Origin of the sequence: Prauserella oleivorans, from assembly GCF_042685745.1 — a bacterium.
In the GTDB taxonomy this organism is placed as follows: Bacteria; Actinomycetota; Actinomycetes; order Mycobacteriales; family Pseudonocardiaceae; genus Prauserella_A; species Prauserella_A oleivorans.
In genome coordinates this window covers 35,759-49,810 of record NZ_JBHUNT010000001.1, presented here as the reverse complement: position 1 = coordinate 49,810, position 14,052 = coordinate 35,759, and the positions used below count along the sequence as shown (strand labels likewise).

13 protein-coding genes and 1 pseudogene are annotated in these 14,052 nt (G+C 71.7%); 13 read left to right on the top strand and 1 reads right to left on the bottom strand.

Translation table 11 applies throughout. The annotated features are described in order from the left end of the window. The first annotated feature begins 35 nt into the window (after nucleotides 1-35). Nucleotides 36-560, top strand: coding sequence for a hypothetical protein (locus ACFSZT_RS00225; RefSeq protein ID WP_377393769.1), 525 nt, complete (start codon nucleotides 36-38; stop codon nucleotides 558-560). Here the strand turns inward: ACFSZT_RS00225 and ACFSZT_RS00220 are convergent. Beyond that, the gene (locus tag ACFSZT_RS00220) at nucleotides 555-1,493 is read right to left on the bottom strand and encodes a LysR family transcriptional regulator (RefSeq protein WP_377393771.1); all 939 of its coding nucleotides are present in this window, start codon (nucleotides 1,491-1,493) and stop codon (nucleotides 555-557) included. The genes ACFSZT_RS00225 and ACFSZT_RS00220 overlap by 6 nt on opposite strands. A gap of 103 nt (nucleotides 1,494-1,596) precedes the next feature. Here ACFSZT_RS00220 and ACFSZT_RS00215 point away from each other — a divergent pair, with 103 nt between their 5' ends. The 12 genes and pseudogenes from ACFSZT_RS00215 to ACFSZT_RS00160 all read left to right on the top strand — a co-directional run bounded on the left by ACFSZT_RS00215 (nucleotide 1,597) and on the right by ACFSZT_RS00160 (nucleotide 14,043). Next, complete coding sequence (locus ACFSZT_RS00215) at nucleotides 1,597-2,514, top strand: FAD binding domain-containing protein (protein ID WP_377393773.1); 918 nt, start codon at nucleotides 1,597-1,599, stop codon at nucleotides 2,512-2,514. 3 nt (nucleotides 2,515-2,517) lie between these two features. After that, entirely contained in the window at nucleotides 2,518-3,039 is a 522-nt protein-coding gene (locus tag ACFSZT_RS00210; RefSeq protein ID WP_377393775.1) for a (2Fe-2S)-binding protein, read from the top strand. Beyond that, entirely contained in the window at nucleotides 3,036-5,414 is a 2,379-nt protein-coding gene (locus tag ACFSZT_RS00205; RefSeq protein WP_377393777.1) for an aerobic carbon-monoxide dehydrogenase large subunit, read from the top strand. The genes ACFSZT_RS00210 and ACFSZT_RS00205 overlap by 4 nt, the downstream gene beginning before the upstream one ends. Beyond that, nucleotides 5,411-5,557 (top strand): annotated as a pseudogene (locus ACFSZT_RS00200) (XdhC family protein); the annotation flags it as partial. The gene ACFSZT_RS00205 and the pseudogene ACFSZT_RS00200, both read left to right, overlap by 4 nt. A gap of 40 nt (nucleotides 5,558-5,597) precedes the next feature. After that, complete coding sequence (locus ACFSZT_RS00195) at nucleotides 5,598-6,311, top strand: XdhC family protein (RefSeq protein ID WP_377478129.1); 714 nt, start codon at nucleotides 5,598-5,600, stop codon at nucleotides 6,309-6,311. Continuing rightward, complete coding sequence (locus ACFSZT_RS00190; RefSeq protein ID WP_377393781.1) at nucleotides 6,304-7,197, top strand: AAA family ATPase; 894 nt, start codon at nucleotides 6,304-6,306, stop codon at nucleotides 7,195-7,197. Before ACFSZT_RS00195 ends, ACFSZT_RS00190 begins: the two co-directional genes overlap by 8 nt. Further along, a complete protein-coding gene (locus ACFSZT_RS00185; RefSeq protein WP_377393783.1) occupies nucleotides 7,197-8,327 on the top strand; it encodes a vWA domain-containing protein in 1,131 nt (376 codons plus the stop codon). Before ACFSZT_RS00190 ends, ACFSZT_RS00185 begins: the two co-directional genes overlap by 1 nt. Before the next feature lie 110 nt (nucleotides 8,328-8,437). Then, nucleotides 8,438-8,758, top strand: a complete 321-nt coding sequence (locus ACFSZT_RS00180) for an SH3 domain-containing protein (protein WP_377393785.1) — start codon at nucleotides 8,438-8,440, stop codon at nucleotides 8,756-8,758. A gap of 63 nt (nucleotides 8,759-8,821) precedes the next feature. Further along, nucleotides 8,822-9,619 carry an exodeoxyribonuclease III gene (locus tag ACFSZT_RS00175; protein WP_377393787.1) on the top strand — a complete coding sequence of 266 codons (798 nt, stop codon included), beginning with the start codon at nucleotides 8,822-8,824 and terminating at the stop codon, nucleotides 9,617-9,619. 734 nt (nucleotides 9,620-10,353) lie between these two features. Continuing rightward, entirely contained in the window at nucleotides 10,354-10,671 is a 318-nt protein-coding gene (locus tag ACFSZT_RS00170; RefSeq protein ID WP_377478127.1) for a hypothetical protein, read from the top strand. A 55-nt stretch (nucleotides 10,672-10,726) separates the two neighbouring features. Further along, nucleotides 10,727-13,279 carry a bifunctional FO biosynthesis protein CofGH gene (locus ACFSZT_RS00165; RefSeq protein ID WP_377393791.1) on the top strand — a complete coding sequence of 851 codons (2,553 nt, stop codon included), beginning with the start codon at nucleotides 10,727-10,729 and terminating at the stop codon, nucleotides 13,277-13,279. Nucleotides 13,280-13,281: 2 nt separating this feature from the next. Beyond that, nucleotides 13,282-14,043, top strand: coding sequence for a L,D-transpeptidase family protein (locus ACFSZT_RS00160; RefSeq protein ID WP_377393793.1), 762 nt, complete (start codon nucleotides 13,282-13,284; stop codon nucleotides 14,041-14,043). The last annotated feature ends 9 nt before the right edge of the window (nucleotides 14,044-14,052 follow it).

The following is a 14,052-nucleotide window of genomic DNA, read 5'->3' as shown; positions in this document are numbered from 1 at the left end:
GGGAGCCCCCGGCGCTGGGGCTAAGATCACGCCTCGTGCGAAACGGCCGGAATGCCCTGGCAGGGCTTGTCCTCATGGTGGTGCTCGCGGGATGCAGCGAGCAGGTAGGGGGCACGGCCGTGTCCGCCCCGGACACCGCGAGCCCGAGCGGGTCGACCAGCGCGGAAAGTCCCGCTCCGAGCTCACCGGCGGACCCGTCCGCGCCGGTGAGCTCGGTGGATCTGTCGGTGCTGCCCGGCACGTGGCGTGGTTCCTACTTCTGCGCCCAGGGCGAGACCGGCATGGAACTCAAGATCGCCGAGCCGGTGAACGGCCAGGTCGAGGCGGTGTTCTCGTTCTTCCCCGCCGAGGGTGGCCCGCCCATCGAGTCGGGCAGTTTCCGGATGCTCGGGAGCGAGCAGAACGGCACGCTCGTGTTCCGCCAGCAGGAGTGGATCGAGCAGCCGCAGGGATACGTGATGGTGGACCTCGGCGTCGCCACTGTGGGCAACGACACCATGACCGGCCGCGTCGCGGGCTCCGGCTGCGGGGACTTCTCGGTCACCAAGCAGCCGTCATGACCAGATCGTGACGTTGACCGGCGGCCGGAATCGCGACGGCGGCACCCCACCGCCCGGTGAGCGCATCACCTGCATCGCGCCCGGCGTGGCGAGGAAGTGCCGCAACGACGCCGCCACGGCCGAGCAGCGTCCGCGCGCCGGGGTGGTCACATGCCAGCACACCGGCGCCGGTGTCGCGGGAGTCGGCACCACCACGAGTTCCCGTCGGCGCAGCTGGGGCGCGACCAGGTGCTCCATGCCGATGGACACACCCGCGCCGCTGGCCGCCGCCGACCACGCCGCCGTCTGGTTGGCGAACACCTCCACGTGGTCGTCGGGAACGCCGAGCGCGCGCAGCAGCCTGCCCGCATCGCTGTCCGGGTCGGCTCCGGAGGGGTCCACGAACCACTGCCAGGAGCAGGGACCGCCCTGGCCACGCCGCCGCGGTGACCCGACCACGAGCAGGGAACCCTGAAAGATCGGCATGCTGTCCAGGTCCGGGTCGGTGAGCCGGGGGCCGAGCGCGGCGTCGGCGAGCCGGTTGCCCACCAGCACGGCCATCTCGGTGGTACGAGCCAGCCCGGCGGAGAACTCGACGGGGTTGCCCGCGCGCCGTCCGAACGCCTCGAGCAGCGGGTTGGCGACGAACTCGGCGATGGTGGACGACACGGCCACGCGCAGCTCGTCGGCCACGCCCTTGGCCTCCCGCACGGCCGCCTCGGCGTCGGCGCCGAGCGCCACCATCTGGGTCGCGATGGGCAGCAACCGCCTGCCGCCGGGGGTGAGTGTCATGCCGTCGGCGGAGCGGACCACCAGCTTGTCGCCGTGGTGACTGCGCAGGGCGGCAAGCGCTTGCGAGACCGCCGGTTCGCTGACCCCGAGCGCGCGTGCGGCATCGGTCACCGAGCCGAGGCGGGCGACCAACACGAACGCGCTCAGCTGGCCCAGGGTCACCGGACACCGCCAGTCTGTGTGACGTCAGTCACTTGAGCAGGCTACATAACCAGACCCTTATGTCGCCATTGTCGGCCTCGGCCGGTGCTGTGACCGTCGGTGCATGCAGGTTCCCGCGCAGTTCCAGTACGAGAAGGCGACCAGCGTCGAGCACGCCATCGCGCTGCTCGGCAGGTATGGGCCCGAAAGCCGGGTCGTGGCAGGCGGGCACAGCCTCATCCCGATGATGAAGCTGCGGCTCGCGCAGCCCGAGGCGCTCATCGACATCAACGACCTCACCGAACTCGCCCGGATCAGCGTCGAGGAGCACGACCTGTGCATCGGCGCGCTCGTCCGGCACGCCGACCTGCTCGCCTCGGCCGTCGTCGGCGAGCACTTCCCGATTTTCCACGACGCCGAGCGCGTGATCGCCGACCCCGTGGTGCGCAACCGTGGCACCGTCGGCGGATCGCTGTGCCAGGCGGACCCGTCGGAGGACCTCGCCGCGGCCTTCGCCGCCGTGCGGGCCGACGCGGTGATCCACGGGCCGGGCGGGCGCCGGGTGGTGCCGGTGCGGGAGTTCTTCGCCGGCCCGTACCAGACGGTGGTGCAACCCGACGAGCTGCTGGTGCAGCTGCGCGTGCCGATCCGCTCGTCGGCGTCGGCCTACCGGAAGGTGGAGCGCCGCGCCGGCGACTGGGCGGTCGCGTCCGTGGGTGCGGTGCTGCGCATGCGCGACGAGCTGGTCGACGAGGTCGGCATCGGGCTCACCGCGCTCGGCGCCCCGGGCTTCCACGCGCCCGAGGCCGAGGAGTTCCTCCTGGGCGGTCCCGCCACCGACGACCGGTTGGCCGAGGCCGGCCGGATCGTCGCCGAGCACTGCAACCCGATCGCCGACCAGCGCGGCCCCGTCGACTACAAGCGGCACCTCGCCGCAACGCTGACCACCCGCGCGTTGCGCACCGCCAAGACCCGCTGGCACGGCAGGCACAACGCATCCGGCGCATCCGGCGCATCCGGCGCATCGGACGAGGAGGCGTGACGCATGGAGATCACCGTCACCGTCAACAACCAGGCCTACACCCGCGACATCGAGCCGCGCCTGCTGCTGGTCCACTTCCTGCGCGACGAACTCGGCCTCACCGGCACGCACTGGGGCTGCGACACGTCCAACTGCGGCGTCTGCGTGGTGTGGCTGGACGAGGTGCCCGTGAAGTCGTGCACCGTGCTCGCCGTCATGGCCGACGGCCACCGCGTGCGCACCGTCGAGGGGCTCGAGGGAACCGACGGACTCGACAGCGTGCAGCAGGGCTTCGTGGAATGCCACGGTCTGCAGTGCGGGTTCTGCACGCCCGGCATGATGATGACCTCGCGCTGGCTGCTCGACCACAACCCGGATCCGTCCGGAGAGGACATTCGCGAGGCCATTTCCGGTCAGCTCTGCCGGTGCACCGGCTACGAGAACATCGTGCGCTCCGTGCGCTGGGCCGCCGAGCACGAGGCGGCCGCGAGCGCCGTGCCGGTCGCCGGTGAGGGCACGGAAAGCGGGATGGAGGTGCAGGCATGACCGCCGTCGAGGAGCACGCGACCCCCATGGGACACGGCCGCATGCATCGCAAGGAGGACGCGCGGTTCATCCGCGGCCGGGGCACCTACGTCGACGACGTCGTGCTGCCGGGCATGCTGCACGGCGCCGTGCTGCGCAGCCCGCACGCGCACGCGCGGATCACCGGCATCGACGTCAGCGCCGCGAAGGCACACCCGAAGGTGCGGGCCGTCATCACCGGGCAGGATCTCGCCGGCCTCGACCTCGCGTGGATGCCGACGCTCTCCGGTGACGTGCAGGCCGTGCTCGCCACCGACAAGGTGCGCTTCCAGGGGCAGGAGGTGGCGTTCGTCGTCGCCGAGGACCGCTACTCCGCCCGGGACGCGCTCGAACTCATCGACGTCGACTACGAGCCCCTGCCGCCCGTGGTCGACGCCCGGCGCGCGCTCGAGCCGGACGCCCCGGTGATCCGGGACGACCTCGAAGGCCGCACCGACAACCACATCTTCGACTGGGACACCGGCGACAAGGCGGCCACCGACGACGTGTTCGCCAGAGCCGACGTCGTGTCCACACAGGACATGCTGTACCCGCGGGTGCACCCGGCGCCCCTGGAGACATGCGGCGCGGTCGCCGACATGGACAAGGTCACCGGCAAGCTCACCGTGTGGACGACCACCCAGGCGCCACACGCCCACCGCACGCTGTACGCGCTGGTGGCGGGCCTGCCCGAGCACAAGATCCGGATCATCTCGCCCGACATCGGCGGCGGGTTCGGCAACAAGGTGGGCATCTACTCCGGCTACGTGTGCGCGGTGGTCGGCTCCACCCTCACCGGCAAGCCGGTGAAGTGGATGGAGGACCGCTCGGAGAACCTCATGAGCACCTCCTTCGCCCGCGACTACCACATGCGCGGCGAGATCGCGGCCACCAGCGGCGGCAAGATCCTGGGCCTGCGCGTCACGGTGCTCGCCGACCACGGCGCGTTCAACGGCACCGCGCAGCCGACGAAGTTCCCCGCGGGGTTCTTCGGGGTGTTCACCGGCTCCTACGACATCGAGGCCGCCTACTGCTCGGTCACCGGCGTCTACACCAACAAAGCGCCCGGCGGCGTCGCGTACGCGTGCTCGTTCCGGATCACCGAGGCCGTCTACCTCGTGGAACGGCTCGTGGACGTGCTGGCCTACGACCTCGGCATGGACCCGGCCGAGCTGCGCATGCGCAACCTGCTCTTGCCCGAGCAATTCCCCTACCGGAGCAAGACGGGCTGGGAGTACGACTCCGGCGACTACCCCGCGACACTGCGGACGGCGCTGGAGATGGCGCACTACGACGAGCTGCGCGCCGAGCAGGCCGCCAAACGGGAACGCGGCGAGCTGATGGGCATCGGCCTCGCGTTCTTCACCGAGGCCGTGGGCGCGGGCCCGCGCAAGCACATGGACATCCTGGGCCTGGGCATGGCCGACGGTGCCGAACTGCGCGTGCACCCCACCGGCAAGGCCGTGCTGCGGCTGTCCTGCCAGTCACAGGGACAGGGCCACGAGACGACGTTCGCGCAGATCGTCGCCGAGGAGCTGGGCATCTCGCCGGAGGACATCGACGTGGTGCACGGCGACACCGACCAGACACCGTTCGGCCTGGGCACGTACGGCTCCCGCTCCACCCCGGTGTCCGGCGCGGCCGCGGCCGTGGTGGCGCGCAGGGTGCGGGAACGGGCGAAGATCGTCGCCTCCGCCATGCTCGAGGTCAGCCCGCACGATCTGGAATGGGAGAAGGGCCGCTGGTTCGTGCGCGGCGACCGGGAGGCGGGCCGGACCATTCAGGAGATCGCGCTCGCCGCCCATGGCGACCTGGAGTTGCCCGAGGGCATCGAGGGCCATCTCGACGCGACGTGTGTCTACAACCCGCCGAACCTCACCTACCCGTTCGGCGCCTACGTGTGTGTGGTGGACGTCGATGCCGACACAGGCCAGGTGAAGGTGCGCCGGTTCGTCGCGGTCGACGACTGCGGTGTGCGCATCAACCCGATGATCGTCGAGGGCCAGGTGCATGGCGGGCTCGCCGACGGCGTGGGCATGGCGCTCATGCAGGTGATGCCGTTCGACGAGGACGGCAACCACCTCGGCGGATCGTTCATGGACTACCTGCTGCCGACCTCGATGGAGTGCCCGTCGTGGGAGCTGGGCCAGACGGTGACGCCCTCGCCGCATCACCCGATCGGCGCGAAGGGCGTCGGCGAGTCCGCCACCGTCGGCTCGCCCGCGGCCGTGGTCAACGCCGTCGTCGACGCGTTGCGGCCGCTCGGCGTCCGGCACGCCGACATGCCGCTGACTCCCGCCGCCGTGTGGCGCGCGGCGCAGGGGAGTCCTATCCGGACGGACCTGGCGATCACATGAGGACCACCGGACCGGGGCTGCTCGCGCACGCCGAGTCGCTGCGCGCCGAACGCACACCGTTCGTGCTGGCGACCGTCGTGCGCGCGCAGCGCCCCACCAGCGCCAGACCCGGTGACCGGGCGCTCGTACTGGCCGACGGGACCATCGAGGGGTTCGTCGGGGGGGACGTGCGCCGAGTCGACGGTGCGGCTGCACGGCATGCGCCTGCTCGGCACGGGGGAATCGACCCTGCTGCGGATCACCCCGGAGCCCAGCGGGGAGTCCACTGTAGAAGGCATGGTCACGGTCGCCAATCCGTGCCTGTCCGGCGGGGAAGTGGACATCTTCCTCGAGCCGCAGCTGCCGCCGGCACTGATCGAGGTGCTCGGCGACGCGCCGATCGCGAGAGCGTTGCACACGGTCGGCGAGGCACTCGGCTACGACGTCCGGCAGGCCGACCCCGCGGCCGAACCGCCGGCCGACGCCGAGGCGGTGCTCGTCGCCTCGCACGGCCACGACGAGGAGGACGTGCTGCGCGCGGCGTTGCGCACCGACATCGCCTACATCGGACTGATCGCCAGCCCGCGCCGCGGTGCGGCGGTGCTCGCGGCGCTGGACGTCCCCGGCGTCGAGCGAGTGCACACACCCGCCGGGCTCGACATCGGCGCGCGGACTCCCGAGGAGATCGCGCTGTCGGTGTACGCGGAGCTGATCGCGAGCCGCCCGCGTAGGCCCGCGCGCGAGCCGGAGCCCGTGGCCGCGCCCGCCGAGGCGATCGACCCGGTGTGCGGCATGAGCGTGGCGGTCGCCGCGGGCGCACCGCACGTGACCCATGCCGGGCGGACGTACCACTTCTGTGGACCCGGCTGCGCGCACGCGTTCACCGACTCCCCGGCCCGCTACCTCACCGATGGCTGAGCCCGCCGACGTCGCCGCGCTGGTCCGCGCACTCGGCGACGCCGGTTATCTCACCGGCGACGCCCTGGCCACGGCGCTGTTCCTCGCCGTGCGGATGCGCCAGCCGATCCTGCTGGAGGGTGAGCCGGGGGTCGGCAAGACCGAGGCGGCGAAGGCGCTCGCCCGCGCGCTGGACACGCCGCTGATCCGGCTGCAGTGCTACGAGGGCCTCGCCGCCGCCGACGCGCTGTACGAGTGGAACTACCCCCGGCAGCTGTTGGCGATCCGGCTCGCCGAGGCGCGGGGCGGGCCGCTCGCCGAGTCCGACCTGTTCACCGACGACTACCTGCTGCGCAAGCCGTTGCTGGCCGCCATCGACCATCCCGGCCCGCGCCCGGCGGTCCTGCTGATCGACGAGGTCGACCGCGCCGACGACGAGTTCGAGGCGTTCCTGCTCGAGCTGCTCGCCGAGGCGGCCGTGACCATCCCCGAGCTCGGCACCCGGCACGCCGTCGTCCCGCCGATCGCCGTGCTGACGTCCAACCGCACGCGCGAGCTGCACGACGCGCTCAAGCGGCGGTGTCTGTACCACTGGATCGCCTACCCCGACGTCGACCGCGTCGCGGCGATCATCCGGCTCCGCGTGCCCGATGCCGCGGAGTGGCTGGCCGACCGGGTCGCGCGTGCCGTGTCGCGCCTGCGCGAGCTGCGCCTGTACAAGCCGCCGGGCGTGGCCGAGGCGATCGACTGGGCGAGCGCCCTGCACGTGCTGGGCGTGACCGATCTCGACGCCGGCGCGCTGCGGCACACGCTCTCGGCGGTGCTCAAGTACGAGGAGGACCGGCATGCCGCGGAGGCCGCGGGACTGGCCGAGGCGGCGGGCGATGCGCACCGAGGCGGCGGGTGATGTTCGCTGAGCTGGTCGCGCGGTTCTGCGCGGAACTGCGGTCGGCGGGGCTCGCGGCCGGGCCCGACCGGGCGGCCCGGTTCACGCGCGCCGTGCTCACCGTGTCGCCCGCCGACACGCGGCAGCTGTACCTGTGCGCGCTGGCGACCCTCACCGCCGGGCCGGGGGATGCCGAGATTCTCGGCCGCGTCTTCGGCACCGTCTTCGCGCGGGTCGCCCACGACCTCCCCGAGGCGGCGCCCACCCCACCACAGCGGGTGCGCACCGCGGCGGCCACCGAGTCCGTCGCCGGTTCGTCTGGGTTCGGCGAGACCGGCTCCGGCGATGCCGAGCGGGACGGCCGCCGCGAGGTGGAGGCGCCGACGGCGGGTTCGGCCGTGGAACGACTGGCCTCGCGCGACTTCGCCGACCTCGACGCCGACGAGCTCGCCCGGCTCGCCGAAGCCATGCGGGCGTTGCGCATCGCGACGCCGCTGCGCCGGTCCCGGCGGGAACGGACCGCGGCCACCGGCGCCCGGTTCGACATGCGCGAGACCCTGCGCCGTGCCCGTCGCACCGGCGCCGAACCGGTACTGCTGCGCAGGCAGGTCCGCCGGTGGAGACCGCGTCGGCTCGTGGTGCTGTGCGACATCTCCGGGTCCATGCAGGCGCACGCGCGTGCGATGCTGCAACTGCTGGTGTGCGCGGCCGGCGGCGCGGACGCCGAGGTGTTCACCTTCGCCACCCGGCTCACGCGGGTCACCCACGTCCTGCGCACCGACCCGGCGACCGTGGTGAGCGAGGCGGGCAAGGCCGCGCCGGACTGGTCCGGCGGTACCCGGATCGGTGCGACGCTGCGGGAGTTCCTCGACCGGTTCGGCTCGCGCGGCATGGCGCGGGGCGCGGTCGTCGTCGTGATCTCCGACGGCTGGGAGGCCGGCGACCCAGGTGAGCTGGGCGAGCAGATGGCGCGGCTCTCGCGGCTGGCCCACCGCGTCGTGTGGGTGAATCCGAGGACTTCGAAACCGGGTTACCGGCCCCTGGCGGGCGGGATGGCGGCAGCGTGGCCGTACTGCGACGCGGTGGTCAGCGGGCATCGCCTGGAGGCACTCGACCCGCTGTTGACCGCCATCGCTGCTCACCGAGTGTGATGTGGCCGTTACCCAACACGAGTGGTTGAGCCACCCGGCCCTGTCGGCCGGACATAGGCTGCCCTTACCCTGCTCGCAGCAGTGCCTGTCGCAGCACGCAAGGAGCACTCGTGGTACTCGGCATACCAAAAAGGACGCTGATCATTCTCGCCGTGCTGGTGGGTGTGGTCGTCATCTACGCGATCGGTTCGGACCAGCGGTCCTCCGGCGCCGAGGGCTCCGCATCCGGCGGCTGCACGGTCACCGTCACCGCGGACATCCTCAACGTGCGCTCGGCACCGTCGTTGCAGGGCGAGATCGTCGGCAAGCTCGAGCAGGACGCCGAGACCGAGGCGACGAAAGTCGTGCAGAACGGTTTCCGTCGGATCGACGAGAACCGGTGGGCCGCCGACGAGTTCCTCGAACCGGTGGACGGCGCCTCCTGCGGCTAGCGGGGGTCTGCCGAGCGGGCCGGTGCGGTGATGACGTCGGCGCCGGCGGGTAGCCTGCCCGGCGTGCTGACTGTCTCGACCGTCAACGTCAACGGACTGCGCGCCGCGGCCAAGAAGGGCTTCACCGAGTGGCTCGCGGCGACCAGCGCCGACATCGTCGCCTGCCAGGAGGTACGCGCCGACGCCGACAGCCTGCCCGCGCACCTGGCCGAGCCGGAAGGCTGGCACGCCGCCCACGCCGCGTGCTCGCTCAAGGGCCGCAACGGCGTCTGCCTCTACAGCCGGATCGAGCCCGAGGCGGTCCGCGTGGGCTTCGGCGAGGCCGAGTTCGAGGACAGCGGGCGCTACGTCGAGATGCAGCTGCCTGGCCTGGTCGTCGCGAGTCTGTACCTGCCGAGCGGCGACGTCGGCACACCCCGCCAGGAGGAGAAGGAACGGTTCATGGCCGCGTTCCTGCCGTACCTGATCGAGCTGCGGGACAAGGCCGGGGCCGCGGGACGCGAGGTGCTCGTCGTGGGCGACTGGAACATCGCGCACGCCGAGATCGACCTCAAGAACTGGAAGGGCAACCGCAAGAACTCCGGCTTCCTGCCCGAGGAGCGCGCGTGGCTGGACCGGGTGTTCGGCGAGGCGGGTTACGTCGACGTCCAGCGCAGGCTCGACCCGGAGGGCCCGGGGCCGTACACGTGGTGGTCCTACCGCGGCAAGGCGTTCGACAACGACTCCGGCTGGCGCATCGACTACCAGGTGGCCACGCCCGGCTTGGCCGACCGCGCGACGGAGGCGCGGGTGGAGCGCGCCCCGTCCTACGACCAGCGCTGGTCGGATCATGCGCCGCTCACGGTGACCTACGACGTCTGAGCGCGACCCGGCCGGCTTGCCGAACGCGGTGACGGTCGCCGGACGGGCCCGTTGTGTCGGTGCCCGGCAGGCGGGCGCGCCGTCGCCGCGCCGCAGGAGCGGCTGTGTGTGGGGCGGCAGGTCGGCCTGCTTCGCCGATCCGGAAGGCAGCCGCTGGGCGATCGCCTACGCCGCCGGTGCCGAGCTCGGGGCCGGGCCAAGGTCGTCCGCTTCGGGTAGGTACGCCCGGGCGGGGTGGCGGTTCCGCGCAGGTGCCTGATTTTCGTCGGATCGTGGCCTTCCGCAACCATCCTCGTCCGCGGCCAGGCGGCAGCCGACGACGCGCTCGTGTGGCAGTGCTCGGCGACCGTGTGCCTGCCCTGGTGGAGGTGACTGCGCCGTCTGCTTCGACGAGGCGGCAGCCGATGCCGATCGAGCGCGCATCTCGGCGGCATCGTCGGCCTCCCACCCCGCACGTACGCGGCCCCGGTATTTCGGTCACTCCTCGCACCGGTCCGGTCGCGCTCCGGTGACCGTTGCGGCCGGCCGGGAGCCGCCACGCGGACAGCCCCGGTGAGCTGGGAGGACACCGGCAACCCGGACCCCATGCACGGGTTAGCCCGGCAGGGTCGCTAGTCTCTGCCGGGTCGTGACGGAGGCTGCCGGCATTGACACTGTCTGTAGCCTCTTCGCGACGGTACTCATCCTTCCGGGTGAGTGCTGCGAGGAACGGTCTCGATTCGGGAGGCACCCCGGTGGACAACTCTGTCCAGGAGCCGGCTCATCCGGCGGCGCGTGCGTTGCGAGCGGTGGCTGTTGCCGTGAGCGTGCCGGTGAGCATGATCACCGTCGGCGCGGGTACCGCGTTCGCCGCGCAACCCGAACCGAACGCGATGACCTTCGGACTGCTGGGCCCGGTCGGCCTCATCGCCATCGTGCTGGGTGTGCTCGGCATGACGGCGGGTGTCCTGCGGCAGCGGCGCAAGGCCCGCGCCGAGGCGGTGGCCACGCAGGCCGATTCGCGGGTCGAGGTCGCCGCCGAGAGCGTCCCGGTCTCCACGCTGGCGGAGTGATCTGTCACAGTTCCGGCCGTTAGCGGGCACGACGGCACGCGCCTAGTCTCGGGATATGGTTGATCCTGTCTCGATCGCGCCGGCCGAACCGACACCTTCGCCTTCCGCTCTGCGCCGGGCACTCAAGCGTGCCGCCGACGGGGTGCCACTCGACGTCACCGAATCCGCGGTGTTGCTGCACGCCCGCGGCGAGGACCTCGACCGGCTGCTGGCCGCGGCGAGCAGGGTCCGCGACGCCCATCTCGCCGACCAGGGCCGCCCGGGCATCGTGACCTACAGCCGCAAGGTTTTCATCCCGCTCACCCGCCTGTGCCGCGACCGTTGCCACTACTGCACGTTCGTCAGTGTGCCCGGCAAGCTGCACTCGCTCTACCTCGAACGTGACGAGGTGCTCGAGATCGCCCGTGCCGGTGCGGCCGCCGGGTGCAAGGAAGCGCTGTTCACGCTCGGCGACCGGCCCGAGGACCGGTGGCCGCAGGCGCGGCAGTGGCTCGACGAACGCGGTTACGACTCCACAGTGGACTACGTGCGCTCCTGTGCCATCGCCGTGCTGGAGGAGACCGGGCTTCTGCCACACCTCAACCCCGGCGTCCTGAGCTGGGAGGAGCTGCAGCGGCTCAAGCCCGTCGCGCCGAGCATGGGCATGATGCTGGAGACTACGGCGGAGCGGCTGTGGTCGGAGAAGGGCGGGCCGCACTACGGCAGCCCCGACAAGGAGCCCGCCGTCCGGCTGCGCGTCCTCGACGACGCCGGCCGCGTGGGAGTCCCGTTCACGACGGGAATCCTGGTCGGCATCGGTGAGACGCTCACCGAGCGCGCCGAGTCGCTGCACGCCATCCGCGCCCGCGCCCGGCAGTACCGCAATGTCCAAGAGGTCATCGTCCAGAACTTCCGGTCCAAACCGGACACCGCGATGCGGTCCACACCGGACGCCGACCTCGCCGACCTCGCCGCGACCGTGGCCGTGGCCCGGCTGCTGATGCCGCCGGGGGTGAGCGTGCAGGCGCCGCCGAATCTCGTGGGCGAGGAGCACGCGTTGCTGCTGCGCGCGGGCATCGACGACTGGGGTGGCGTGTCCCCGGTGACGCCGGACCACGTCAACCCCGAACGCCCGTGGCCCGCGATCGACGAGCTCGCCCGCTGGACCGCCGAGAACGGGTTCACCCTGCGTGAACGGCTCACCGTCTACCCGAAGTACGTGCGGAGCGCGGAGAAGTGGATCGATGTGCGGCTCCACGCGCACGTGTCGGCACTGGCCACAGAGGACGGTCTCGCCGACGAGCGGGCGGCGGTCACGGGACGCGGCTGGCAGGAGCCCGACGGCGGCCTCGACACCTTCGGTCGTGCCGACCTGAACTCCGCCATCGACACCGAGGGCCGGACCTCCGACCGCCGCGGTGACTTCGACAGTGTCTACGGCGACTGGGACGTGCTGCGCGAGCGCGCGTACGGAGGGCAGGCCCCGATCGAGCGGCTCGACACCGACGTGCGCGAGGGCCTGCGGTTGGCCGCCGAAAACCCCTCCGCGCTGCTGGACGAGGCCAACACCGACGCCGCGATGGCGTTGCTGACCGCCGACGGCGAGGCGCTGGAGACCATGACGCGACTGGCCGACGAGCTGCGGGCCGACGTGGTCGGTGACGACATCACCTACGTCGTCAACCGCAACATCAACTTCTCCAACGTCTGCTACGTCGGATGCCGGTTCTGCGCCTTCGCGCAGCGGGAACGCGACGCGGACGCGTTCCGGCTGTCCACCGAGGAGGTCGCGGCCCGGGCCGTCGAGGCGGCCGAGGCGGGCGCGACCGAGGTGTGCATGCAGGGCGGCATCGACCCGAAGCTGCCCGTCAGCTACTACGCCGACATCGTGCGCGCCATCAAGGCCGCGGTGCCCGACATGCACGTCCACGCGTTCTCGCCCATGGAGATCGTGTCGGCCGCGTCGAAGGCGGGTGTCAGCGTGGAGGAGTGGCTCACCGAACTGCGCGACGCCGGCCTCGGCTCGATTCCCGGCACGGCCGCCGAGATCCTCGACGACGACGTCCGCTGGGTACTCACCAAGGGCAAGCTGCCCGCGCGGACGTGGATCGACGTCGTGACCACCGCACACCGGCTGGGCATCCCGTCGTCGAGCACGATGATGTACGGCCACGTCGACCATCCCGGGCACTGGCTGGGGCACTTCCGGGTGCTGGCCGGGATCGCTCGGGAGACCGGCGGGTTCACCGAGTTCGTCGCGCTGCCGTTCGTCCACCACAACGCGCCGATCTATCTGGCGGGCGTCGCGAGGCCCGGCCCGACCGTCCGGGACAACCGCGCGGTGCATGCTTTCGCGCGATTGGCCTTGCACGGTGCCATCGACAACGTGCAATGTTCTTGGGTGAAGCTCGGCGACGAGGGCACCGCCCGCGTGCTGAATGGCGGCGCCAACGATATCGGCGGAACGCTCATGGAGGAGACGATCTCGCGGATGGCAGGCTCTGAGCACGGGTCGTCGCGCACGATTGCGGAGCTCGATCATCTGGCGCAGCTCGCCGGACGCCCGTCGCGGCAGCGGACCACCACGTACGGTCGCACGCTGCGTCCGGCTCCGGTGCTCGCCGAGTAGCGATGGCGGCACACTGGGGGATGCGACGGGGCCTGGTCCTGGGATCGGGCCTCGTCGTGGCCGCTGTGCTCGCCGGGGTCGCGATCTCGCCGTCCACTCCGGAGGTCGAGGCGGAGAGCGCCACCCGGACGGTCGGCGAGGCATCGCTGGAACGGGCCGCCACCACGCGACTCGAACCACCCCTGCCTGGCACCGGGGAAGTGCAGCACCGGCTGCGCGCCCTCGGATACCAGATCCGGGAGGTCACCGGAACGTGGGACGACGAGGGCAGGCACGCCGTCGTCGCGTTCCAGAAGATGCACGGGCTGCGGCCCACCGGCCGGGTTGGCCGCGCGACCGCCGGCGCGTTGGACGATCCGGTGACGCCGGCTGTTCGGGACCGCTCGCCCGGCTTCCACATGGAGGTCGATCTGACCCGTCAGGTCGCCTACACCGTCGTGGACGGCGAGGTCGGCAGGATCTACGACGTGTCCACCGGCGCGGAGCCGGAGAAGGCGACACCGGTCGGGCGGTTCCACATCCTGCGCCAGATCGACGGCATGCGGTACGCGCCGCTCGGCCCGCTGTACCGGCCCAGCTACTTCACCTACGACGGCATCGCCTTCCACGGCGGCGAGCCGGTCCTGCCGTACCCGGCGAGCAACGGGTGCGTGCGGATGACCGACCCGTCCGTGGACGAGCTGTTCGACCGGCTGCGACCCGGCACCCTCGTGGTGGTGTATCGCGATCACACTCGGTTTGCGAGGTCCGTCACTCGCGGTTAGCGTCTGCGC

What these genes read in the sequence shown, in the direction of transcription:
- ACFSZT_RS00215 (WP_377393773.1), top strand. Translation starts at nt 1,597, where the DNA reads ATGCAGGTTCCCGCGCAGTTCCAGTACGAGAAGGCGACCAGCGTCGAG.
- ACFSZT_RS00210 (WP_377393775.1), top strand. Translation starts at nt 2,518, where the DNA reads ATGGAGATCACCGTCACCGTCAACAACCAGGCCTACACCCGCGACATC.
- ACFSZT_RS00205 (WP_377393777.1), top strand. Translation starts at nt 3,036, where the DNA reads ATGACCGCCGTCGAGGAGCACGCGACCCCCATGGGACACGGCCGCATG.
- ACFSZT_RS00190 (WP_377393781.1), top strand. Translation starts at nt 6,304, where the DNA reads ATGGCTGAGCCCGCCGACGTCGCCGCGCTGGTCCGCGCACTCGGCGAC.
- ACFSZT_RS00185 (WP_377393783.1), top strand. Translation starts at nt 7,197, where the DNA reads ATGTTCGCTGAGCTGGTCGCGCGGTTCTGCGCGGAACTGCGGTCGGCG.
- ACFSZT_RS00165 (WP_377393791.1), top strand. Translation starts at nt 10,727, where the DNA reads ATGGTTGATCCTGTCTCGATCGCGCCGGCCGAACCGACACCTTCGCCT.
- ACFSZT_RS00160 (WP_377393793.1), top strand. Translation starts at nt 13,282, where the DNA reads ATGGCGGCACACTGGGGGATGCGACGGGGCCTGGTCCTGGGATCGGGC.